General features: G+C 31.2%; 23 protein-coding genes. 9 read left to right on the top strand and 14 right to left on the bottom strand.

Annotated features, from left to right (window positions below; genetic code table 11):
- Position 1: 1 nt before the first annotated feature.
- The 8 genes from METVI_RS0103285 to fbp form a co-directional block, all read right to left on the bottom strand.
- Positions 2–1,219 carry a 2,3-bisphosphoglycerate-independent phosphoglycerate mutase gene (locus tag METVI_RS0103285; protein WP_004591772.1) on the bottom strand — a complete coding sequence of 406 codons (1,218 nt, stop codon included), beginning with the start codon at positions 1,217–1,219 and terminating at the stop codon, positions 2–4.
- A 14-nt stretch (positions 1,220–1,233) separates the two neighbouring features.
- The gene (locus METVI_RS0103280) at positions 1,234–2,454 is read right to left on the bottom strand and encodes a glycoside hydrolase family 57 protein (protein WP_017981031.1); all 1,221 of its coding nucleotides are present in this window, start codon (positions 2,452–2,454) and stop codon (positions 1,234–1,236) included.
- A complete protein-coding gene (locus tag METVI_RS0103275; RefSeq protein ID WP_004591776.1) occupies positions 2,451–4,229 on the bottom strand; it encodes a glycoside hydrolase family 15 protein in 1,779 nt (592 codons plus the stop codon). Before METVI_RS0103275 ends, METVI_RS0103280 begins: the two co-directional genes overlap by 4 nt.
- Positions 4,230–4,233: 4 nt before the next feature.
- A complete protein-coding gene (locus METVI_RS0103270; RefSeq protein ID WP_017981030.1) occupies positions 4,234–4,452 on the bottom strand; it encodes a winged helix-turn-helix domain-containing protein in 219 nt (72 codons plus the stop codon).
- 5 nt (positions 4,453–4,457) lie between these two features.
- Positions 4,458–5,627, bottom strand: coding sequence for a glycosyltransferase family 4 protein (locus METVI_RS0103265; protein ID WP_004591780.1), 1,170 nt, complete (start codon positions 5,625–5,627; stop codon positions 4,458–4,460).
- A gap of 91 nt (positions 5,628–5,718) precedes the next feature.
- On the bottom strand, positions 5,719–7,182 hold the full coding sequence (gene acsC, locus METVI_RS0103260) for an acetyl-CoA decarbonylase/synthase complex subunit gamma (protein ID WP_017981029.1): 1,464 nt from the start codon (positions 7,180–7,182) through the stop codon (positions 5,719–5,721).
- Positions 7,183–7,187: 5 nt separating this feature from the next.
- Positions 7,188–8,354 (bottom strand): CO dehydrogenase/acetyl-CoA synthase subunit delta, encoded by a 1,167-nt coding sequence (gene cdhD, locus METVI_RS0103255; RefSeq protein WP_026152873.1) that lies wholly within the window; start codon positions 8,352–8,354, stop codon positions 7,188–7,190.
- A 132-nt stretch (positions 8,355–8,486) separates the two neighbouring features.
- Positions 8,487–9,635 (bottom strand): fructose-1,6-bisphosphate aldolase/phosphatase, encoded by a 1,149-nt coding sequence (gene fbp / locus METVI_RS0103250; RefSeq protein WP_004591783.1) that lies wholly within the window; start codon positions 9,633–9,635, stop codon positions 8,487–8,489.
- Between the two features lie 142 nt (positions 9,636–9,777).
- Between fbp and METVI_RS0103245 the strand changes: the two genes are divergently transcribed.
- From METVI_RS0103245 to METVI_RS0103210, 8 genes are read left to right on the top strand one after another with little or no spacing between them, the layout of a single operon-like run.
- Positions 9,778–10,086 (top strand): ATP synthase subunit B family protein, encoded by a 309-nt coding sequence (locus METVI_RS0103245; protein WP_004591786.1) that lies wholly within the window; start codon positions 9,778–9,780, stop codon positions 10,084–10,086.
- A gap of 12 nt (positions 10,087–10,098) precedes the next feature.
- A complete protein-coding gene (locus METVI_RS0103240; protein WP_017981028.1) occupies positions 10,099–12,111 on the top strand; it encodes a V-type ATP synthase subunit I in 2,013 nt (670 codons plus the stop codon).
- A gap of 13 nt (positions 12,112–12,124) precedes the next feature.
- Positions 12,125–12,802, top strand: coding sequence for a V-type ATP synthase subunit K (locus METVI_RS0103235; RefSeq protein ID WP_004591792.1), 678 nt, complete (start codon positions 12,125–12,127; stop codon positions 12,800–12,802).
- Between the two features lie 24 nt (positions 12,803–12,826).
- Positions 12,827–13,441: a V-type ATP synthase subunit E gene (locus tag METVI_RS0103230; protein WP_004591794.1), complete on the top strand. Its 615-nt coding sequence runs from the start codon at positions 12,827–12,829 to the stop codon at positions 13,439–13,441.
- Positions 13,442–13,460: 19 nt separating this feature from the next.
- A complete protein-coding gene (locus tag METVI_RS0103225) occupies positions 13,461–14,585 on the top strand; it encodes a V-type ATP synthase subunit C (RefSeq protein WP_004591796.1) in 1,125 nt (374 codons plus the stop codon).
- 9 nt (positions 14,586–14,594) lie between these two features.
- Positions 14,595–14,891, top strand: coding sequence for a V-type ATP synthase subunit F (locus tag METVI_RS0103220; RefSeq protein WP_004591798.1), 297 nt, complete (start codon positions 14,595–14,597; stop codon positions 14,889–14,891).
- A 13-nt stretch (positions 14,892–14,904) separates the two neighbouring features.
- Positions 14,905–16,659 carry an ATP synthase subunit A gene (locus tag METVI_RS0103215; protein ID WP_004591800.1) on the top strand — a complete coding sequence of 585 codons (1,755 nt, stop codon included), beginning with the start codon at positions 14,905–14,907 and terminating at the stop codon, positions 16,657–16,659.
- Positions 16,660–16,684: 25 nt separating this feature from the next.
- Positions 16,685–18,067: an ATP synthase subunit B gene (locus METVI_RS0103210; protein WP_004591802.1), complete on the top strand. Its 1,383-nt coding sequence runs from the start codon at positions 16,685–16,687 to the stop codon at positions 18,065–18,067.
- A gap of 1 nt (position 18,068) precedes the next feature.
- Here the strand turns inward: METVI_RS0103210 and ahcY are convergent, their stop codons facing one another.
- The 3 genes from ahcY to METVI_RS0103195 are packed head-to-tail and all read right to left on the bottom strand — an operon-like array spanning position 18,069 to position 20,151.
- Complete coding sequence (gene ahcY, locus METVI_RS0103205; RefSeq protein ID WP_004591804.1) at positions 18,069–19,316, bottom strand: adenosylhomocysteinase; 1,248 nt, start codon at positions 19,314–19,316, stop codon at positions 18,069–18,071.
- A 4-nt stretch (positions 19,317–19,320) separates the two neighbouring features.
- Positions 19,321–19,767, bottom strand: a complete 447-nt coding sequence (locus tag METVI_RS0103200; RefSeq protein WP_004591806.1) for a DUF2085 domain-containing protein — start codon at positions 19,765–19,767, stop codon at positions 19,321–19,323.
- A gap of 6 nt (positions 19,768–19,773) precedes the next feature.
- Entirely contained in the window at positions 19,774–20,151 is a 378-nt protein-coding gene (locus METVI_RS0103195) for a DUF5518 domain-containing protein (protein WP_004591808.1), read from the bottom strand.
- Between the two features lie 78 nt (positions 20,152–20,229).
- Between METVI_RS0103195 and METVI_RS0103190 the strand changes: the two genes are divergently transcribed.
- A complete protein-coding gene (locus METVI_RS0103190) occupies positions 20,230–20,889 on the top strand; it encodes a HisA/HisF family protein (protein ID WP_004591810.1) in 660 nt (219 codons plus the stop codon).
- On the opposite strand, the gene atwA is transcribed toward METVI_RS0103190, so the two are convergent.
- The 3 genes from atwA to METVI_RS0103175 are packed head-to-tail and all read right to left on the bottom strand — an operon-like array spanning position 20,878 to position 23,161.
- Positions 20,878–22,479 carry a methyl coenzyme M reductase system, component A2 gene (gene atwA / locus METVI_RS0103185; protein WP_004591812.1) on the bottom strand — a complete coding sequence of 534 codons (1,602 nt, stop codon included), beginning with the start codon at positions 22,477–22,479 and terminating at the stop codon, positions 20,878–20,880. The two genes, METVI_RS0103190 and atwA, sit on opposite strands and share 12 nt — an antisense overlap.
- Positions 22,476–22,832: a DUF134 domain-containing protein gene (locus METVI_RS0103180; RefSeq protein WP_004591814.1), complete on the bottom strand. Its 357-nt coding sequence runs from the start codon at positions 22,830–22,832 to the stop codon at positions 22,476–22,478. The genes atwA and METVI_RS0103180 overlap by 4 nt, the downstream gene beginning before the upstream one ends.
- Entirely contained in the window at positions 22,829–23,161 is a 333-nt protein-coding gene (locus METVI_RS0103175; RefSeq protein WP_004591817.1) for an MJ1244 family protein, read from the bottom strand. The genes METVI_RS0103180 and METVI_RS0103175 overlap by 4 nt, the downstream gene beginning before the upstream one ends.
- Positions 23,162–23,192 lie beyond the last annotated feature (31 nt).

Here is a 23,192-nt window from a genome sequence, read left to right as displayed (position 1 = left end):
ATTAAGCACCAAATTTTTCATTTCTGTTTGTTAGATCTAAAAGTATTCTCATAACATGCTCTCCTTTAATCCAATGTAAGCCTCCTTTAGCACAGGCAAATTCATCAAATTCTTTAACATCATCTTTTCTAACAGATTTTCCCCAAATAACTATTGGTACTGGATCTGCAGAGTGATCTTTAACTTCTATAGGTGTTGAATGATCACCAGTTAATACAAAATAAACACTGTCTTTATTTATATTCTCAAATATGTAAGATAACATGTTATCAATTTTTTCTATTATCTCTTTTTTCAACTCAAATTTTCCATCATGTCCTGCCTCATCAGCAGCTTTAACATTTATTAAGAAGAAATCATATTTATCTAAATTATTTAAAAGTGCTTTAGCTTTTCCCATTATATTGGAGTTTGGTGTACCATTAGCACCTTCAACTTCAATAACATCCAACCCTAACATTTTTCCAATTCCTTTAATTAGAGCAGTTCCACAAATAACTGCTCCTTTCATTTTATACTTTTCATAAAACTTCTCTACTTTAGGTACTATTCCTGCCCCCCTTGGTAGAATAATATTTGCTGGAGGTAATCCTTTTTTCTCTCTTTCTATATTAACTGGATGATCTTTAAGTTTGTTATAAATAATTTTTAATAATTTATTTAAAATTTCTGCAGTCTTTTCAGCTTCTTTTCTTAATGGCTTAACTTCTTCAACTTTAACATTATCTTTGTGAGGGTCTGCGTCGGTTACCATATAATCTAATCCCTCTCCTCTTAATACTAAAGCCCCTCTATAACCTTTAGATCTGAATATTACTTTAACTCCATCTATTTCTAACCCATCAATCTCTTTTTCCAATATCTTAGCTGTTTCAAAATCTAACCTTCCAGCTCTTCTATCTTTAACAATAAAATTATCATCAACAGTGGCAAAATTACATCTGAATGCTATATCTCCCTCTTTTAAATCTAACCCTAAGCCAAAAGCTTCTAATGGACCTCTACCTGTATATACTTTGTATGGATCATAACCTAATATAGCTAAATGAGCAGTGTCACTTCCTGGCCTTATGCCAATATCAATAGCATTCATAAGCCCACATATCCCTTCTTCAGCAATTCTATTCATTGTAGGTTTCTTAGCTATTTTTAATGGAGTTTCTCCTTTCTCATTTGGTCTATCTCCTAAACCATCTATAATAAATATAATTATTTTCATCGTCTTCCTCCTTCTTATGCTATTAATAGATTATTTTCTTTATTTAAAAGCTGTTTTATGTAATATTCGAAGTCATATAAGATATTCAAATAACATGCATATGCATCAAATGGGGTATTGAAATGGCTAAAATAGTTATGAACATCCATGTCAGATAATCCTTTTGTGCATTGATAATAGAAGTTATCACTAGTTTCCAAGATCTTATACATCTTATATATTTCATAATACTTATTTCCTAGTTTATCCTTATTTTCTTTTATCATTTTTCCAATTTCTTTTAATTTTTCAAATGATATGATTTGCATCCTATTACCTAACCATGCACTTACATCTCTTTCTGTATCTGCCCATGATATAGTTGAAAATTCATGTACAAATATCTCTCCTTTAGGTTCTAATTTTTCTAAAACTTCAGAGACATTAGCAACCTCTAAATGCTCATATTTGCTAATTTCATATGGTAGATATCTTAAGAATTCGAATATACCACTCTCTTTCCAATGGTGTTCTCCAAAAGTTTCATAATCAATATAAATATTTATAACCTCTCCAGGAGTTGCTGCTAACCATATGGCATATTTATCAGCAGTTAGGGGATATTGATCCCAGTCTCTTGCAGAAAATCTAAAGCCAATGTCATCACTTAACCTATAATTTCTTAGTAATACTTTCATATTATCTGGTGATACATAAAGATAGTTTGGTGATCTCCAACCTAATATTCTTTCAATACCTTCAGTAAATATAGCCTCAAATCCCAAATCTTTAGCAATTTTAGCTATTCTATTGTTATAAATTAATTCAGTGTTTCTAAACACTTTTGCTCTATAATTGAAAATATCCTTATACAACTCCCTATGCATTTCTATATCATTTATAAACTCTTCTTCATCTTCATACAAACTTGTTAATGAGTGGTGGTAAGTTTCAGCTATCAACTCAACATTACCTGTATCTACTAGATCTTTAAATAGATCTAACACATACTCATTAAACTCTATAGCTTGCTCTATAAACACTCCTGAGATTGAATAATTAACTTTGAAGTCATAATCATCTATTAGCTCCAATATTAATTCATTTGTAGGAATATAACACTTTTCAGCTACTCTATTAAATATTTCTTTATTTAATTTTTTATCAACATATCTATCAAACAGATTTTCAGAAGCTTTTATTTCTTTATTTAATCTATGTGGTTGATGAACTTCAAAATTAAATGTTATCATCATTTTATCACTATTATGTCATCATTTTTATATAAATAGAATAACAGCATAGCACAACTCCAACCTAAAGGCATAGCTGATACGGGAATAGCTAATTCTTTATGTATCTGTTCAGGGAATAGATAGATATGGTTAATAACCCAATTAAATAGCTTTTTTGATTTTTCTAAATATTTTCTATCATTTGTAGTAATAAATAATCTTCTATAATATAAAGCTAACCAAAGTGTTGTTATAATCCAAGGATTTCCTCCAAAATAAACATCAGATGGATATCTCCCAATACCTCCAACTTTGTATTTAAAAGCTTTTTCTATGGCTTCAGCAGTTTTTATCATTCTTTCATCATTAACCTTAACTAGTCCAAATGGATAGCTAAGCCCTAATATACTTGTATCAATCTCTTTGTTCAATGGGTTAATAGATTTAACAAATCTTTCTTCATCACTTAAATATAATAAATCAACATCCTTCTTTAATTTATCTAAAGCCTTTTTCCAATCTTCTTTTTTCTCTTCTATAGCTTTAGCTAAACTACATCCTGCCCTTAATCCTCCATACATTGCTCCTAAAGTATATGAGAATACCCCATATTTTTCTTCCCAAAGATCAAAACATGGCATTAAAGATAATGAAGCATTATATAAGAAATTTCCAGCTTTCTCAATAGTTTCCCAGAATTTTTTAACAAACTCTCTATCACCTGTAGTTCTATAATAAACTTCCATAGCCCAAAGAACTGAACCTATTTGATCTATTTGTAAAGCAGTTAATCTTGGTTTACCATCTGTATAATAGTTTTGTAACCATGAACCATCAAGATTCTGGACTTTAGACATGAAATGGAAGAACCTCCATGGAATGTTTTTTATTCCATAAATGGATAATGCCACAGCCATATAACTTCCATCTCTACCCCAAACATATCTATAATCAGGATGAATAGATGGAGAGGCTATAATTCCTCCATTTTTGTCAGAAAGCATTGTTAGTATCATTAAAGCCCTTTTTGCTAGTTTTAAATATTTTTCATTAAATAGATAACCTTTTATATCAAAAGAACTCTTCCAATAATTTAGAGATATATTTTTTATTTCAGAAGAGAGATTTTTAATAATATTTAACTGATTTTTTATAATCTCTATATTACTTCCAATATGAGGAAAGATGTAGATGTTAAATGCTACTTTTCCATGTGGTTTTAAATCTATATCCCATTCAATAGCACTGTCAGTTAGAACTCCAACACTTTCAGGATTTTCAGATAATAAACCATTTTCAATATCTTTATAAGCAGATTTTTCACTATATCTATTTCCACACTGATATGAATTTATTTTTTTATCACTGCTTATACAAAAAGTATATTTACCATTAAATTTAACTATACAATCATCTAAAAACTTAACTGTATTTTCTGAAGGATGTTCTCCAATTCTAAGATTTTCATAGAAAAATAGTTTAAAATTATAATTATATGGAAGTTTATTTTTAATGAAAACTCTCCTAATTAATACATTATGTGAAATTGGGACTAAATCTTTTATAACAAATATGATATTCTCATTTTCTAAAGTAGTTTTGAATATATTAGTGTCCTCAATATATTTCTGATATACACTCCACTCTTTATCCCATATCCACATAATTTCTTTGTCATATATAGCTAAAGAACTATCAAAAAAATGTAGTTCATAACCAACATGGGGGTAGAATGCATATTCAATTTCTCCATGATCCCCTATCTTACATAAAAAGCTATTATTACCAACAATCATTTTCTCACTTTTTTAATTTAATTATCCATTTTCTATCATCTTTTAAAACCTCTACATTATCTTCCCTTGCTAACCATCCAACAGCCATCTTTATAATATTTGAATTATATCCTTTTTTTCTTAAACTATTCTCTAATTTTGATAAACTCATGTCTCCTTTTTCTTTTAATAAATTATATATTGCACCAGCAGTTTCTCCAATTTTTGCCCACATGTTTTCCATGTTTATTACCTCATCATATTTATTGCAGTTTCATAAACCTTAACGGTCTCTTTAGCTATATTCATCCAACTGTATTTCTCATAGACTTCTTTTTTAGCATTGTTAATTATATATTTTCTTAATCCCTCATCAGATAAAACTCTTTCTACACCCCAAGCTATAGATTCAGGATTATAGGGATAAACCCATATACCATTATACTCATGTTTAATAATCTCTCTCAATCCACCAACTGAAGTAGCTACAACAGGTTTTCCAGCAGCCATGGCCTCTAAAGCTACTATTCCAAAGGGCTCATATATTGACGGGATAACAACAATATCTGAAGCCTTATATAATTTTGGTAAAAAATCTCCACCAACGAAACCTAAAAATATTACTCTATCTCTAACACCAACTCTATAACTTAGATCTTCCAAATATCCTCTCATATCTCCATTTCCAGCTATAACTAATTTTGCATTTGGAAATTTACTTAATATTATGGGCATGGCTCTTATTAGATACTCAACACCTTTCTGATAGGTTAATCTTCCCACATAGAGAATCATGATTTCATGGTCATAAACTCCAATATTTCTTCTTATAGCTAACCTCTCTTCTTCACTAATTTCAATATCAAACTCTTCAGGATTTATGCCATTATAAATAACTCTTACTTTATCCTCAGGAACATTGTATATATAACAGATTTCATCTTTTAGGGATTTACTCACAGTAATAACTTGACAGGCTTCATATGTGGAAAGATATTCAATTCCTGCTATTGTTCTTGAATCCTCTGAATGTATTCCTCCACATCTCCCCTGTTCAGTGCTATGGATGGATTGAACATATGGCATATTAACAACATGCTTTAAATTAGCCCCTACAAAATGTGTCATCCAATCATGACAGTGTACAACATCATAATCTCTTTTTAAAATTCCAATTTTCTTTTCCATTTCTTCAGCCATAAGAATTGCATAAGTTAAAAAATGGCTGTGTGTTAGAGGTCTTACTCTATAAACATTAACTCCTCTAATATTTTCATATTCTGGTAAATGATGATCAGCTGTTATTATATCTACTTCATGACCCAACTTCACCAAAGCTTCAGCTAACCCCTTACAGTGTATAGCTAACCCACCCACGATCTTTGGAGGATATTCCCATGTAACCATAGCTATTTTCATGATCCCACTATAAAATATTTAAATAGTTAAATTAAAATTTAAATAATATATTATAAATTTATGATAAAAAAGTATAAAAAAGTTTTTTCATTTAAGCCTTACCATGCTTTTTTCTCCATTCATTTAAAATCCTATCCCAATTCTTTCTTAAGAACTCCCCTACCTGAGAAGAGTCTCTTGTTCCTACTACACAAGTCCAACCTGTTTTATCTTCAATATCTCCTCTTGTTGATGCAGCTAAGGCAGGTAGAATTATTATCCTATGATTTACCTTCTCAGCTATTTTTGTTTCTTCAATTAATTTTTTAGCATTCTCTCCATTATATTGCCCACCAGCTACGGAAACATCAACTGCTCTACCTCCAGTATCCATGACTAAAAGCCAGCAATTTACTTTATCTTTTTCAAAGTCTCCAACAACAGTATAGAATGTTAAAGAAAAGTTTGTTGTTAATATGACAGGGCTATTCTCATCAGGATTTCCTATCACATACAATCCTGGCTCAACAGCCTGTGGTTTTCTTGGGTCAGTGTATATACACTGTCTTAATGTTAAAACTGGCATTAATGCCCAAATGTCTGTAGAATGCATAATTAAAGCATCAGCATATCTATTTATTAATGTGCTTGCTATGCTTGATTCAAAAATCTTAGCCACTATTTCTTTATCATCAAAGAAATTATCTATTGGTGTGGAATTGTTTAATGCATAGTAGTATGCTACAATGGGCAAGTTAAGTATTGGAAACCCTAACAGTTTATCCTCTCTTTCTATTGCAGCTCTTCTAATGATAACATTTAAGTCTAATGTTTCAATAATGTTTTCTGGATATGTGGTAGGTTCAAGTACAAGATCTTCTATTCCATTAGCTAAACATTTGTTTGCCATATTCTTTAAATCTTTCACATCAGAAGATGATAAAACTAAAACTACATCTTTTTTAGATCTTTTAATAACCTTTATCATTTCATCTAAGTTATCTTTTGTAGCTGCATAAACCATAACTTTAGATTTTACAACTTTTAAAGCTTCTTCTATAATTTTTGGGTCCAAAGAAACTAAACAAATTGGCATTTTTGTATTTTCTTCAACAATTTTTATAGCATTAATAAATTTATCTTTATCTCTGGATGCATTTCTTATTGCTATAAAATCTAACCTTAATTTTTCTCCAGTTCTTTCAAAGACAAAATCTTCAATTTCCTTAGCCCTTCTTTTTATTTCTTCTTCTGGAAGATTATCAGATATATCAATACCTATAGCTGTTGGATTAAAAAATGTTAATTGGAATCTATACATTACTTCTTCTCCACCTAATACAGCCTTTCTCTCATTATTTCCAAACCATACTTCCTTAACTGGTGGAGAAATTAGTTCTAATATCTTTTTTTTATTCTTTTCAAATTTTGGAGTATTTAAAATAGGACATTGGTCAATATTGGCCTCTCTTTCTAAAAGTTTTGTAGCAAAAGCCATACATGATGGATACCCACATTTTTTACAGTTTGTTTTTGGTAATAATTTATAGATATCCATTGCATTAACTTTCTTCATTCCATTCACCTATAAATCCAATCATAATCCGCCATAATCTTTTTAGGTTTTGTTGTTAATTTTCTTCCAATATCTTTTAATATCCTAACTGCTATTGGATTTAGCATCATAAATAAATCTACACCACTCATTAGCATTGTAATTCCTGTAGTTATTTCCCATAAGGGAAGTCTATATCTTCTGTCTCCCCATTCAGGATTTTTCATCCAAGCCTCCCTAGCACCAATAGCATTAGTAGTCCCTGATGACATAGGCATGTTACAAAGCTCATTTCCTTTTAAACCTTCTATTCTTAGCCTTGTTATGGCATTAATAGAGAATTCTATCCCATATCCAAGAGCACATGTGGTAGGATCCATAACAATCCTATTAGGATCTAAACCAGCTTCTATTAATTTTCTATTCAACTCTTTAGCCATGTTTGGATCCATAATACTCCAAGCAAGAACATTGTGATCATATTTCATAGCTGCTTCAACAATCTTCCTATAGTCTAACTCTAAATTAGCTGAAGCCAATAAACATCTATCTCCTTCACAAACTTCTGCACATGCTGCCAATACATGAGGGTCTTTTTCAGGATTTCCACTACCTCCAATAACAAATGGTACATCAACTGCTTGCATCAAATCTTCCATAAGCTTAGCAGCTTCTTTTGGAGATTTGTCTTTTATTTTTGGATCTGTTGATATGTGGTGTATAGTGATCATATCTGCTCCAAACTCTTTAACACACTTTCTAGCCCAATCACATGGATCTTCCATAACATCTTCAAAAAATTCTCTTATAGGCTTAGGAAGCCCAGGCATAGGCATATCAAAGATATCAAAAGTTATAGCTGGTGGATTTGGATAAGGGGCTTCAAATCTATACAAACTTGTTTGCCCTCCAATTTTAACAACTTTTCCTCTACCTCCCTCACTTTTAGGTTTACCAAACTGCACTTCCCTAATCCTTCCAGAATATTTTTCTATAGGTAATTCAAAATCTACTTCAGGAGGCTCTATTAACCCTTCTTCAGCTAAACTCTGTTTAATAGCAGGAGTTTGTGGAATTGTTATTGGTGGGGATTGAGGAATGTTTATAATAATCTCTTCAGCTGTTATCTTTACATTTTCTATTTCTATCTTTCCCACTTTTTCCAAGATTTTTATTATATCCTTTAACATCATATCACAAATTTGTCATTATTAATAATGATAGATTTTTTTAACAAATATAAAAGTTTTTTCATAATAAAAACAGTTTTAAATAAAATAAAGAAAACTTTATTTATTAAAAATAAAAAAAGAATAATTAAATATTTACTCTTTTTTCTCTTCTTTTCCTCCTTCTTCTATTAATTCTAAACCTTCTAATGGAATAAATCTATCTTCTAATGCCTTTAACACCTTAGGTACAGTTGTATATTCCATCATTGTAGCAGGTAATCTGTGTGGTTGGAATGGTCCCATTCTTCTTATAATATCAGCCATTTCTAAAGCTTTTTCTCTCGCTTTATCAAATCCTTTATCAGCAAATAGATCATTTGGTCCTATTAACATACCATTACAAACTTGGAAACCTAGTGCAACAATTCTTGGTGGTCCATCAAATCTTGTAGGTATTGCATCATCCTCTCCTACTGGCATTAATGGCCCCCAATGAGAACCTCTCATCCATCCTGGAACAAAGTGTGGATTAGCAAATGGTTCTAAAACTTCTCCAACTGCTGGAAATCCACTTTGTGCTCTTACAATAGCAACAGGGTCATCTTTACCAACATATTCCCCTGCTATGAAATTTATCTTCTCTGTACTAACAACTGCAGCAATCTCTCCATCTTTTCTTCTGTATATTCTTTTTATTGCATACTTTTCGTAATCTCCGATTAAAGCTAATAACATATACATCTCTTCTGGGCAATCTAATAATACTTTCTTATGTTCAATTACATCATGTACTTCAAATCTAAAACCTGAAATCATTGATGGGTCAAATACTAAGCCTGCTGTGTTAAATGGATCAGCAAACATCTTAAATAGTGGATAGTTAAATGCTGTTGGATCAGTTTTGTCACAGCAGAAAACTACTATTGGCTCACTTTTTCTTTCAACAAATTCCATTTCAGCAACTCCAGGTCCAAGACCTCTAACATTTCCTGAAAAACTATCAGCTAATAAATCCTGTCCAGCACCATATAATTTTAATTCTTTAGCAACTTTTGTAGCTTCTTCAAAAGCATTCCAAGCTAAACCATGGACTTTCTCATTATCACATCCTAATTTATGGCTCATAATTAAATCAATATCATCTCCACATCTTGTTACATAATAATCTAATATTATTTCATCAACTGCTTTCTCTAAAACAGATTCACATGCCTCTAACAACTCATCTGGAGCTATAGTATGACCACAAAGACCTCCAACATCTGCCTTTATAACACTTATTGTTATTTTTTCACTCTCCATGCTATCACCATATTTAATTAATTAAATAAAGTTATTTAAAAAGCTTGCTATAAAAAGGATTAGAACAGAAGGTTATTTATCCAAAAGTTTTATATATTATTTACTAAAAGGATAAAAAATAGTTCATAATTTAGGTGGAATAATGAATGTTATGGAAGCCATAAAAGAAGTTAGGCTTGCTGAAGAAAATGCTATAAAAGAAATTGAAACAGCTAAAAAGAGGGCTGAAGAAATTAAATTGGAGGCTATAGAAGAAGGAAAGATGATAATTAAATCTGCTGAAGAAGAAGCTAAAAATATTGTTGAAGAGAAGATAAAAAAGGCTGAAGAAGAAGGGAATGATATAGCCAAAAAAATAAAAGATGAAGCTGAACAAAAAGTTGAAGAATTAATTTCAATAGCAAAAGCAAGAATATTCTCATTGAAACTCTCTGATGTTTTAGAGATTTAAAAGGTGATACTATTGAAACCAGTAAGAATGAAGAAGCTAAAGATGGTGATATTGGATGAGAAGGTTGATGATGTTGTAAGGGCATTACATGATCATGGTTTGGTAGAGATTTGTGATATTTCTGAAAAATTAGAAAATTCAGAATGGAAAAATCTTTTATCAGTTTCACATTCTGCTGATTATGTTAGAGATGTTATGGTAATGTTAATAAAATCCAGTAGACTTTTGGATCTATTTTCCAGTGTTAAAGAAGAAAAAAGCTCAATAAAAGAATTGTTGAATCCTGAACCTCCAGAAAAAAAGAAGGTGAATTTTAAAACATATAAAGAAGTATTAGACTATGCTAAAAAGGTTTTAGATGAGATAAGTAAAGAGGCAGATCCTTTAGCTAATAAGTTAAATGAAATAGAAAATAAGAAATCTAAGATGATTCAATTAAAAGAACAAATATCATATTTAAAAGGATTAGATTTTGATTTAAAATATTTAGGGGAAGGAGCATTTGCTTATATAGGAGCTGGGAATGTTCCAAAAGAAAAATTAGATGAATTAAAAGAGAATTTAGAAAAAGTTACAGATGGATATGTGGAAGTATTCTCTGGAGAAGTTTTTGAAAAAGAAGGAAAGCAAAGAGTTCCTATAGTGTTTATAACATTAAAAGAGTATTTAGATACAGTTTTAAGTGAGCTTAGAAAGTTTGAGTTTGAAAGATATGATATAAAAGCTGAAGGATATGTTAAAGATGTATTAGCAAATATTGAGAGGGAATTAAATAATATAGAGAAGGAGAAAGAAAATATTGTTAGAGAAATTAGAAATTTAGCTAATAAGTATGAGAAGGAACTTTTAGTTGTTCATGAACTTCTAACAATTGAAAAAGAGAGAGGAGAAGTTTATAATCACTTTGGTAAAACTGAAAGAACTTACTACTTAGAAGCTTGGGTACCAGAAAAATATGCTAAGAAAGCAAAAGATATTATTGAAAAATCTTCTAATGGATTTTGCTTTGTTGAAATTACTGATCCTGATGAACCTGAGGAGAGAATTCCTGTTATGCTTGATAATCCAAAACCCATTAAGCCCTTTGAAATGCTCACTGAAATGTATGCTATGCCAAAGTATAATGAAGTTGATCCAACCCTTCTAATTGTTCCTGGTTTTCTCCTCTTCTATGGAATTATGCTAACTGATGCAGTTTATGGGTTTTTACTAACAATTGTAGGATTGTGGGTTTGGAAAAGGATAGGGAAAGTTAGTGAAGGTGCTAGAAATTTAGGATATATATTAACCTTAGCAGGAATATCTACCATAATTATGGGAATTATAACAGGTGGTTATTTAGGAGATTTCCTATGGGAATTTTTAAAAATAGATATCTATAAAGAAGGTTTAGCTTTAGTAAATCCATTAGGTGGTAATGGGCCTATAATGATATTAACATTTGCAATTGCTGTAGGGGTTTTACACCTGTTTATAGGGTTGTTAGTAGGATTCATAGAAAATATCAAAAAAGGTAAAATAGGAGATGCAATATTCCACCAAGGAATTTGGTTGTTCCTTATAATAGCATTAGTAATTGGATTACTATTCCCAATAATGCCAATATACAAGATTCCTGCTATAATATTAATAGCTCTAATTATAGTTATAATAATGTGTGCTATAAAAGGGTTTAAAGAAAATGGGTTGATGGGGGCTTTATTAGGAGCTTTAGATATAACTGGATTTTTAGGAAATGTTCTGTCATATGCTAGACTTTTAGCTCTTTGTTTGGCTACTGGAGGATTGGCAATGGCTGTTAATATTATGGCTAAACTAATTGGAGGAGCTGTTCCAATATTAGGGATAATATTAACTATAATTGTCCTATTTATAGGACATATATTCAACTTTGTTATGAATGGTTTAGGGGCATTTATACACTCCCTAAGGTTGCATTATGTAGAATTCTTCAGTCAATTTTATGAAGGTGGAGGGAAAAAGTTTAAACCATTTAAAGCTCAAAGAGAATACACAACAATATAAATGAGGTGAAATTATGGATATACTATCACAAATTGCTAGCAATCCACTATTATTAGGAGCTATAGGAGCAGGTTTAGCTGTTGGTTTAGCTGGTTTGGGGTCTGGTATTGGTGCAGGAATAACAGGGGCTAGTGGTGCAGGAGTTATAGCAGAGGATCCAAATAAGTTTGGTACAGCTATAGTCTTTCAAGCTCTTCCACAGACACAGGGGCTTTATGGTTTCTTAATAGCTATCTTGATATTGTTCGTCTTTAAAACAGCTCCTGCTTGGGCAATGTTTGGAGCAGGTTTAGCTGTTGGTTTAGCTGGGCTTTCAGCTATTGGGCAAGGTATAGCTTCTTCAGCAGGTTTGGGGGCAGTTGCTGAAGATAGTGGAATGTTTGGTAAGGCAATGGTTTTCTCTGTCTTGCCAGAGACACAGGCAATTTATGGGCTTTTAGTGGCTATCTTATTATTAGTAGGGGTATTCTCTGGAGCAGGGGCTAAGGAGATTGCCGCTCTTGGTGCAGGATTTGCAGTTGGTTTTGCAGGACTCTCTGGTATTGGTCAGGGGATTACTGCAGCAGGAGCTATTGGTGCAACAGCAAGAGATCCAGATGCTATGGGTAAAGGTTTAGTTTTAGCTGTTATGCCAGAGACATTTGCTATCTTTGGTTTGCTAATTGCTATACTTATCATGCTCATGGTTTAAATTAAAATTTTTTAGGTGATCTAATTGGGCATTGAAAAAATAAAAGAGAAGATATTAGAAGATGCTAAAAATGAAGTAAGAAAAATTATAGCTGAAGCGGAAGAAGAAAGAAAAAAAATATTAGAAGAGGCTAAGAAAGAAGCTGAAAGAAGGAAGGAGCAGATATTAAAAAAGGGAGAGAAAGAAGCTGAAATGATAAAAAATAGAATTATTGCTGAGGCAAAATTAGAAGCTAAAAAAATGATATTAAAAACAAAAGAAGAGCTTATAGAAAAAGCTATTGTAAAGCTAAGAGAAGATTTATTGAAATATCCTGAAAGTAATGAATATAAGGAGAAGCTAATAAAACTTATAATGGATGGGGCTATTGCTTTAGGAGGTGGAGAGATATTAGTTAGGTTAAATGAGAGAGATGATAAATTAATAGATGCACAAGTACTATGGAATTTAGAAAAAACAATTGAAGATATGACAGGAAAAGTTACTATTTTAAAAAAAGGAAAACCTGTAAATATAATAGGTGGATGTATATTAGAGTCTTCTGATGGATTTAAGGTTTTAGATAACAGCTTAGAGGCAATATTTGATAGAAACTTACCTAATATAAGATCTAAAGTTATGGAAATATTATTTAGCTAAAAATTTTTAGGTGGGCAGTATGGAGTTTTTAACTATATTATTAATGGCAGCTATTGTTATTATTGTTCTTACTGTAATTGTATGGATTACAAAGATGGTAATTGATTTAGCCCCATATGCCTATGTAAATGCAAGGGTAAGAAGTAGGGAAGCTAGGTTATTGGATAGAAATAAGATTAATGAAATATTAGAAGCTCAAAGTTTTGATGAGTTGATAGGTATTTTAGAGGATACAGATTATTCAGAATATATATCAAAAGTTTCTGGAAAAGATCCTATATTTATTGAAAAAGCATTTGATTTATATTTAGCTAATCTCTATAAATTCTTATATGATATTGCTCCAAATAAGGCTAAACAGGTTTTAAAAATATTTATGAAGAAGTTTGATATTAAGAATATAAAAACACTTATTAGAGCTAAAAATATTAATTTAGATGCTGAAGAGATATCAGATCTGTTATTGCCATTTGGGAATATTCCAAAAGAGAAATTAAGAGAGCTATCAGAAGTTAAAACAGTTGAAGAAGTTATTAGAGGTTTAGAAGGGACAGAATATTTTAAAGTATTGCAAGAAGCTTTAACTGAATATGAACATACAAAAAATATTATATATTTGGAGTTAGCGTTGGATAAATATTATTTAAATAGCTTAAAAAGAGTTATGATGATTGAGGGTAAAGAGGAAGATACATTTAGAGAGTTTATTGGTAGAATGATTGATATAGAGAATTTAAAAGTTATATTAAAAACTAAAGCTGATGGTTTAAGTGGAGAAGAAGTTGTTAAATACTTAACATCTGGCTATGAGTTGGCTGAGTGGAAATTAAAAGATTTGGCTAATGCTACAAATATAGAAGCTGTCTTAGGTGGATTGGAAGGTACAAAATATGCTGAAATTCTTTCTGAATGTATGGATGAATATAACAGGGAGAAGTCCATTTATGTGTTTGAAAAGATCTTAGATAAGTATTTATTAGAATTAGGTAAAAAATTGTCATTAAGAAAGCCTTTTGGCATTGGGCCAATAATTGGGTTAATTGTTAGTAAAGAATTGGAGATTAAAAATTTAAAAGCTATAATTAAAGGTAAAATGGAAAATATGAAAGCTGAGGAAATTAAAAACTTCCTTATATATTTATAAGGTGATTAAATGAAAATTGCTGTTATTGGAGATAGAGAAACAGCTATTGGATTTAGATTGGCGGGATTATCTGAAGTTTATGAAGTAAAGAATGATGATGAGGCTATAGATATTTTAAATGATCTTAATAATAAGGAGGAGATAGCATTTATAATAATAACTGAAAGAATATCAGAAAAAATTAAAGATAAGATAAGAAATATTAATAAAGTTATTGTTGAAATTCCTGACAAGAATGGAAAATTGAGAAGAGAGGATCCAATAAAAGAATTAATAAGAAAAGCTATTGGAGTTGTTAAAAAATAAATATGGTGAAAAAATGAAAGGAAAAATTGTAAAAATTGCAGGACCTGTTGTTGTTGCTGAAGGAATGAAAGGAGCTCAAATGTATGAAGTTGTTAAAGTAGGAGAAGAGAAACTAACTGGAGAAATAATCCAATTACATGGAGATAGAGTAACAATACAAGTTTATGAAGAAACCACTGGAGTTAAACCAGGAGAACCTGTTATTGGGACAGGAGCTCCACTTTCAGTAGAATTAGGGCCTGGAATGTTAAAAGCAATGTATGATGGTATTCAAAGGCCACTAACAGCTATTGAAGAGAAGACAGGTTCTATATTTATTCCAAGAGGAGTAGATGTTCCTGCATTACCAAGAGATATTAAGTGGGAGTTTAAACCTATTGTAAATGAAGGAGCATATGTAGAAGAAGGAGATATATTAGGAATAGTTGATGAAACACCATCTATAAAACATAAAATACTAGTTCCTATTGGAATTAGGGGAAAAGTTATTGAAATAAAAGAAGGTAAATTCACTGTTGATGAAACAGTAGCAATTATAGAAACTGAAAATGGAGAAGAAGAGATAAAAATGATGCAAAAATGGCCTGTAAGAAAACCAAGACCATATAAAGAAAAATTACCACCAAGAATTCCAATGATTACTGGGCAAAGAGTAGAAGATACATTCTTCCCAATAGCAAAAGGAGGTACAGCAGCAATTCCTGGACCATTTGGAAGTGGTAAAACAGTCACTCAGCACCAACTGGCTAAATGGTCTGATGCAGATGTTGTAGTTTATATTGGTTGTGGAGAGAGAGGAAATGAAATGACAGAAGTTATTGAAGAGTTTCCACACTTAGAAGATATTAGAACAGGAAATAAATTAATGGATAGAACTGTGTTAATTGCTAACACATCAAACATGCCTGTTGCTGCAAGAGAAGCATCAGTCTATACAGGAATAACAATTGCTGAATACTTCAGAGATATGGGTTATGGGGTTTTATTAACAGCAGATTCTACATCAAGATGGGCAGAAGCTATGAGAGAAATTTCTGGTAGATTGGAAGAGATGCCTGGAGAAGAAGGATATCCTGCTTACTTAGCTTCTAGATTAGCACAGTTCTATGAGAGAGCTGGAAGAGTTATTTGTTTAGGGCAAGATAATAGAGAAGGTTTCGTTTCTATTGTTGGAGCGGTATCTCCACCAGGAGGAGACTTTTCTGAGCCAGTTACATCCAACACATTAAGAATTGTTAAAGTATTTTGGGCATTAGATGCAAATCTGGCAAGGAGAAGACACTTCCCAGCAATTAATTGGTTATTAAGTTATTCTTTATATGTTGATGAAGTTACTGATTGGTGGCATAAAAATGTGGGTAATGATTGGAGATTATTGAGAGATACAGCTATGAGTCTGCTACAAAAAGAAGCTGAATTACAAGAGATTGTACAGTTAGTTGGTCCTGATGCTTTACCAGATAGGGAAAGAGTTATCTTAGAAGTAGCAAGGATGTTAAGAGAAGATTTCTTACAGCAAGATGCTTTTGATGAAGTAGATACATACTGTCCACCTAAGAAACAATACTTAATGTTAAAAATAATTATGACATTCTATGAAGAAGCTTTAAAAGCTGTTGAAAGAGGAGTAGAGCCTAAGAAAATAATTTCTGTGCCTGTAAAACAAGAGATAGCTAGAATGAAATATATGCCACATGATGAGTTTATAAATGTTAAAGCTAATGAGATATTAAATAAAGTTAAAGAGCAGCTCTCTTCATTAAACTAAATTTTTTGAGGTGATTGTTGTGGCAATGTCTGCTGTTGAATATACTTCTGTTAAAAGTGTTGCAGGGCCATTATTAATAGTTGAAGGTGTTGAAGGAGCAGCTTATGGAGAGATAGTAGAAGTTATTACTCCAAGTGGAGAAAAAAGAATGGGTCAGGTTTTAGAGGCTAGAGAGGGATTAGCTGTAGTTCAAGTATTTGAAGGTACTACTGGATTAAATACAAAAAATACAAAGGTAAGATTTACTGGAAGAACAGCTAAGATAGGAGTTTCTATAGAAATGCTTGGTAGAATATTTAATGGAAGAGGTAAGCCAATAGATGGAGGACCAGAGATTGTTCCAGAAAAAGAGTTAGATATTAATGGATATCCATTAAATCCTGTTTCCAGGAAATATCCAAGTGATTTTATACAAACAGGGATTTCAACTATTGATGGGATGAACACATTAGTTAGAGGACAAAAGCTTCCAATATTCTCTGGATCTGGTTTGCCACATAATCAATTAGCTGTTCAAATAGCAAGACAGGCTAAAGTTAGAGGGGAAGGAGAAAAATTTGCTGTAGTATTTGCAGCTATGGGAATTACTTCAGAGGAAGCTAATTTCTTTATGGAAGAGTTTAGAAGAACCGGAGCATTAGAAAAGGCTGTAGTCTTTATAAACCTAGCCAGTGATCCTGCTATAGAAAGAATATTAACCCCAAGAATAGCTTTAACTGTTGCTGAATATTTAGCTTTTGAAAAAGACATGCATGTTCTTGTTATATTAACTGACATGACTAATTACTGTGAAGCTTTAAGAGAAATAGCTGCTGCAAGGAATGAAGTTCCAGGAAGAAGAGGATATCCTGGATATATGTATACTGACTTAGCTACCCTCTATGAGAGGGCAGGAAGAGCTAAAGGTAAGAAAGGTACAATAACACAAATACCAATATTAACTATGCCTGATGATGATATAACCCACCCAATACCAGATTTAACTGGATATATTACAGAGGGGCAGATAGTTTTATCAAGAGAGTTACATAGAAAAGGGATATATCCACCAATTGATGTCTTACCATCACTATCAAGACTTGCAGGAAGTGGTCAAGGTCCAGGAAAGACAAGGGAAGATCATAAAAAGGTTGTTAATCAAGCTTATGCAGCTTATGCAGAAGGTAGAAGCTTAAGAGATTTAGTTGCAGTTGTTGGAGAAGAGGCTTTAACAGAAAGAGATAAGGCATATTTAAAGTTTGCAGATGAGTTTGAGAAAAGATTTGTCAATCAAGGAAAAGATGAAGATAGAAGTATAGAGGAAACATTGGATTTATTATGGGAACTGTTAGCTATTCTCCCAGAAGAGGAACTTAAGAGAGTAGATAAGGAGTTAATAATGAAGTATCACCCAAAATATAGAAAATAATTTATGTTCCTTCTCTCCAATCATTTAAATACTTTTTTTGTTCTTCTGTTAATTCATCTATTTCAATTCCTAAAGATTTAAGTTTTAATTTAGCAATGAATAAATCTTGCTCATATGGAATTCTATAAACTTTTGGTTCTAATTTTTTATAATTTTCTAATAAATATCTGGCTGCAAGGGCTTGATTGGAAAAGCTCATATCCATAACTTCTATAGGATGTCCATCAGCACAGGCAAGGTTAACTAACCTTCCCTCACCTAAGAGATACAATCTTTTATCCCCTAAATCATATTCTAATATATTTTTCCTAACTTCCCTTATTGATTTTGCTAACTTTTCTAAATCTTTTTTACTAACTTCATTATCAAAATGTCCTGCATTGCAAAGAATAGCTCCATCTTTCATCTTTAGAAAGTGTTCTTCTCTTATAACATCTTTACAACCTGTAGCTGTAATAAATATATCTCCATACTTAGCGGCTTCTATCATTTTCATAACTCTAAATCCATCCATTCTTGCCTCTAAAGCTCTTATTGGATCAACTTCAGTTACTATAACATCTGCTCCTAAACCTTTAGCTCTCATTGCAATTCCTCTACCACACCATCCATATCCAGCAACTACAACAGTTTTTCCTGCTATTAGTAAGTTTGTAGTTCTAATTATTCCATCTAAGGCACTCTGTCCAGTTCCATATCTATTATCAAATAAATGTTTTGTATATGCATCATTTACATCCATAACTGGAAATTTTAAAGCTCTCTCTTTTTCCATTGCCTTTAACCTTATAATTCCAGTAGTTGTTTCTTCACAAGCTCCTTTAATTTTTTCTAGAAGTTCAGTTCTTTTTGTATGTACTAAAAAAATTAAGTCACAACCATCATCTATAATAATATCTGGTTCATGATCAAGAACCTTATTCAGATTTTCATAATACTCTTCCCTTGTTTCTCCTCTCCATGCATAAACATGCATACCTTTCTTAGCACATGCTGCAGCAACATCATCTTGGGTGGATAGAGGATTACAACCAGTTATAGCTATCTCTGCTCCACCTTCCATTAATGTCTCTGCCAAAACTGCAGTTTTAGCTTCTAAGTGTAATGCCATACCAATAGTTATTCCTTTAAATGGCTTTTCTTCTTTAAACTTTTCCCTTATTAAGTTTAAAACAGGCATATGCCTTTTAGCCCATTCAATCTTTTTCTCTCCTTCTTTCCATAAGCTTATATCTCTAACATTATACAAATTTTCACCTTTTATGGAATTTTGTTAAAACTATAGGGAGGATGTAAAAAACAATTGTAAATCCTGCAATAAACCCAGTTATAAATCTTAATTCATTAAAACTTTCTCTTAATCCAATAATTTGAGTAATACCATCAATAGCCATTGGTGTTAATGCTATTATTAAATAGTATTTTGGTAATTTATTAATTTTTATAAAAGGATAAACAATCATTCCAATTAAAACTCCTGTATATATTCCAAAACATCTTGCACACACAGCCATTTTATGACCAAAGATGAAATAACTTCTGCTAGGTAGTTGGTGACATATTGTAGAATAGATAGCATATATAAGAAATGATATATATTTAAAAATATCTGAACTCTCACCTAAATATGCAGTATATGGTGCTAAAAATATTCCAATATAAAATATAGAAAAAAGAAATAAAATTTTATAATATCTCATAATAAATTACCTATTTTTAATAATAACATAGATAAATCCTCCAACAGCTCCAAGGATAGCTCCAAAGATTATTGCACTAATTAGCATTATAATAAAAGATGACCCTGCTATCACAAAAGCCTTAGCTCCTCCAAACATAGGCATGAGTGATGCCATGACAAAAAAGTTTAACACTGCGGCAATAATTCCTCCAATAACACCACTAACAGCACCAACAATACCACAATTCTCATAATCTAAACTACCACCAGCATTGACATATAGATGAGCTGCTATAGCTCCTCCAATAATATAACCTAAACAACATATTGCTCCTAGAATTCCATTAATAATTCCTCCAATAATTGAAGGGTTTAACATTTTTTCTTTATCAAAATTTACCATAAAAACACCTTAGCAAATGTTTTATATTAAAATCTTTTAAATAATTCCTTTAAATAATTTTTTGTTGTGTGTGGTAATATGGAAGTTATCCCTGTTATTGATATAAAAGATGGAAAGGCTGTATCAGGAAAGAGTGGAAAAAGAGATGATTATAAACCATTAAAATCTATCTTTTGTCCTATCCCAAACCCTATAAAAATATCTGAGGCTTTAAGTGAATATTTTAATAGAATTTATATAGCTGATCTAAATGCTATTATGGGTAGAGGAAATAATTTTGATATCATAAAAGACATAAAAATGAAAAAAATAGTAGATTTTGGAATTAGAAGAAGAGAAGATTTTAATATTTGTAAAAAATTTTTAAAAGAAAATGATAAAATAATATTAGCTACTGAAACTTTAAAAGACTTATCTTTATTAAAAGAAAATGTTTTTGTTAGTTTAGATTTTAAAGACAATAAGCTACTAAATTATGATTTAGATTTTATAATATCTTTAATTAATGAGAAGACTCCATTAATTATATTAGATATTTCATCTGTAGGAACAAAAAGAGGGATCAATAAAGAATTAATTAATATGGTAATGAGAAAGGTTAATAACCCAATTTATGTTGGAGGAGGTGTGAGAAATAAGGAAGATTTAAAAGTATGTGTTGATTTAGGAATTGATGGTGTTTTAGTAGGGACAGCCTTACATAGTGGAGAGTTAAAATTAGATGAATTATTGATTTAACATCTCTTCTTTCTCCTCCTCAGTTAATAGCTTAACAATTTCATCAGGTTTACCAACTTTTATTAACTTTCCATTTCTCACTAACCCTGCTCTATCACAAACATTTAATACAAAATCCATATCATGAGAAACAATAATATATGTTTGTTCTAACTCTATTCTTGATTTCAGTATTGAATTAGCCACAATATTTCTTGTTATTGGATCCATAGTTCCTGTGGGCTCATCTAATATTACTACCCTAGGCTCTTTTATTAACACCTGTGCAAGGGCACATCTATGTCTTTCTCCAACACTTAATTCATTAGGATATTTATTTAATATTTCTTCTGCCTCTTCTTCAGAGAAACCAACAGACACTAGTGTATGAGTTGCTTTCATAAATGCAAATTCATCAGGCAATTCTAACCCTATAGCTTCTGTTAAGTTTTCCAATATTGTTCTGTGTGGATACAATGCATATTCTTGGAAGAGAATTCCTATATATCTCTTAGCCCTTCCTCTACCTAATGGGCCTGGTTGAGTCATGTCTACCCATTCATCTCCAACTCTAAACCAATATTTTCCTTTTGATGGTGGTAAGACTCCAGCTATTATCTTAGCTAATGTAGTTTTTCCTGCCCCACTAGCACCAACTAAACCAAATATTTCATTCTCTTTTATAGTTAAAGAAACATTATCAACTGCTTTTATTACTCCTCTTTCAACAGAACAATAATGCTTTGATATATTTTCAAGCCTTATAATATCCTCTTTTATTTCTACTTCAATTTTTGGTTTTTCAAACTTACCTACTTGTTCCATAAACTTATTAACAATCTCATCTGAACTACCTTCAGCTATTATCTCTCCTTTATCTAACCAAATAGCTTTCTCTGTTAATTCAGCAATTACCTCTGGCCAGTGAGATGTTAAAATTAAAGATATTTTATTTTTTATGACTAATTCTTTTAAAGCTGAATGAACTAGTTTTGCTGTTTGTGGATCAAGAGTTCCAGTAGGCTCATCAGCTAAAAATATAAAAGGTTCTTTAGCTATTTGTCTAGCTAAAACAACTCTTTGCTTTTCCCCTCCACTTAGATCTCTTGCTATATGTGTTATTCTATGCTCTAACTTAACTATTTTTATCAATTCTAAGGCTTTATCTATAGCTTCCTTTCCTTCATAACCTGCTTGATGGAGAGCTTCTAATATATTTTCAATAACTGTTTTTTCTCCATATAAAGCAAATGTTCTCTGTAACATTATAGCTATTTTTTTCTTTAAGTTATAGAGATAATTTTTATCTTTCCAAAAATTAACTTCTATCTTTTTTAATGTACTACCACATTTCTTACACTTTTCTCCATCCTTAGATGGAACATCAACATAACCGCAGTTGTCACAGTATGAGACATGGTATATTATCTCCCCTTCATCAGGTTCATACCCTTCCATCCCTCTAAGCATATGTAATAACACAGATTTACCAGCTCCACTTTTTCCTAATATCCCTAAACTCTCTCCTTCATTCAAAGTGAATGATATATTTTTTAACACTTCTTTACCTCCAAATCTTTTAGTAACATTTTTAACCTCCAATAATATCATAATTCCCACCTACAATGCTTTTTCCATCCAAATCTATGGCCTATGCATTGATGACACTCTCTTATGATATAATTGTTTTCCTCTATAATCAAAGCTTTCCCATTGATTATAGCATCAGCAACTTTTTTTCTCCCTTCTGTTAAAAGGTTCCACAACACCCTTCTTGAAATGCCCATGAGTTTTGCAGCTTCTTCTTGAGTATAATCAAGATAATCAACTAATCTTATAGCTTCAAGCTCATCAATGTTTATTTTTACTTTTTCTAAATTTTCTAATGGTTTTCCAGCAGGTTTAAATATTTTAAATTTTGGTAATTCTGAAATGTATCTTGGTAGCTTTTTTCTACCCCTCATTCTCCCACATAATTCACTTCAATTTTCAACACAGGAATCTGAATAATGGTGTATTTACAATCTTTTAATCTTTCTTTGATAGCTTTCTCTATATGTATAGCTTTTTTTTCATCAATAACAGTTCCTATTAATATGGCATTTTTTGCTAAATTTTGTATAGCTTTTATAGCTTTTTCTGGATCTTCATCTATTAAAAAACCTTTCCATTCTTCTGGAGACATCCCTTTGTAATCATATAAAAAAAATCCTGTTATTCCTCCTTCTGATAGGGCATTTATAGCTTTTCCAATATTTTCACTTTCAACAAATAGATAAAATAAAATTTTCATATCCCCACCTTTTATATATTTTATCACATAT

Source organism: Methanocaldococcus villosus KIN24-T80 (assembly GCF_000371805.1).
GTDB lineage: Archaea > AGJL01 > Methanococci > Methanococcales > Methanocaldococcaceae > Methanocaldococcus > Methanocaldococcus villosus.
Note: the sequence above shows the minus strand (reverse complement) of the source record. Positions and strands in the feature narration are given on the sequence as shown.

Bases quoted from the DNA above. Each gene is read 5' to 3' on its own strand.
- METVI_RS0103285 (WP_004591772.1), bottom strand. From the start codon at position 1,219: ATGAAAATAATTATATTTATTATAGATGGTTTAGGAGATAGACCAAAT.
- acsC (WP_017981029.1), bottom strand. From the start codon at position 7,182: ATGAAGAAAGTTAATGCAATGGATATCTATAAATTATTACCAAAAACA.
- fbp (WP_004591783.1), bottom strand. From the start codon at position 9,635: ATGGAGAGTGAAAAAATAACAATAAGTGTTATAAAGGCAGATGTTGGA.
- cdhD (WP_026152873.1), bottom strand. From the start codon at position 8,354: ATGATGTTAAAGGATATAATAAAAATCTTGGAAAAAGTGGGAAAGATA.
- METVI_RS0103225 (WP_004591796.1), top strand. From the start codon at position 13,461: ATGGAGTTTTTAACTATATTATTAATGGCAGCTATTGTTATTATTGTT.
- METVI_RS0103270 (WP_017981030.1), bottom strand. From the start codon at position 4,452: ATGGAAAACATGTGGGCAAAAATTGGAGAAACTGCTGGTGCAATATAT.
- METVI_RS0103210 (WP_004591802.1), top strand. From the start codon at position 16,685: ATGTCTGCTGTTGAATATACTTCTGTTAAAAGTGTTGCAGGGCCATTA.
- METVI_RS0103235 (WP_004591792.1), top strand. From the start codon at position 12,125: ATGGATATACTATCACAAATTGCTAGCAATCCACTATTATTAGGAGCT.
- METVI_RS0103265 (WP_004591780.1), bottom strand. From the start codon at position 5,627: ATGAAAATAGCTATGGTTACATGGGAATATCCTCCAAAGATCGTGGGT.
- METVI_RS0103195 (WP_004591808.1), bottom strand. From the start codon at position 20,151: ATGGTAAATTTTGATAAAGAAAAAATGTTAAACCCTTCAATTATTGGA.
- METVI_RS0103220 (WP_004591798.1), top strand. From the start codon at position 14,595: ATGAAAATTGCTGTTATTGGAGATAGAGAAACAGCTATTGGATTTAGA.
- atwA (WP_004591812.1), bottom strand. From the start codon at position 22,479: ATGATATTATTGGAGGTTAAAAATGTTACTAAAAGATTTGGAGGTAAA.
- METVI_RS0103180 (WP_004591814.1), bottom strand. From the start codon at position 22,832: ATGAGGGGTAGAAAAAAGCTACCAAGATACATTTCAGAATTACCAAAA.
- METVI_RS0103245 (WP_004591786.1), top strand. From the start codon at position 9,778: ATGAATGTTATGGAAGCCATAAAAGAAGTTAGGCTTGCTGAAGAAAAT.
- METVI_RS0103215 (WP_004591800.1), top strand. From the start codon at position 14,905: ATGAAAGGAAAAATTGTAAAAATTGCAGGACCTGTTGTTGTTGCTGAA.
- METVI_RS0103190 (WP_004591810.1), top strand. From the start codon at position 20,230: ATGGAAGTTATCCCTGTTATTGATATAAAAGATGGAAAGGCTGTATCA.
- METVI_RS0103275 (WP_004591776.1), bottom strand. From the start codon at position 4,229: ATGATTGTTGGTAATAATAGCTTTTTATGTAAGATAGGGGATCATGGA.
- METVI_RS0103200 (WP_004591806.1), bottom strand. From the start codon at position 19,767: ATGAGATATTATAAAATTTTATTTCTTTTTTCTATATTTTATATTGGA.
- METVI_RS0103175 (WP_004591817.1), bottom strand. From the start codon at position 23,161: ATGAAAATTTTATTTTATCTATTTGTTGAAAGTGAAAATATTGGAAAA.
- METVI_RS0103280 (WP_017981031.1), bottom strand. From the start codon at position 2,454: ATGATGATAACATTTAATTTTGAAGTTCATCAACCACATAGATTAAAT.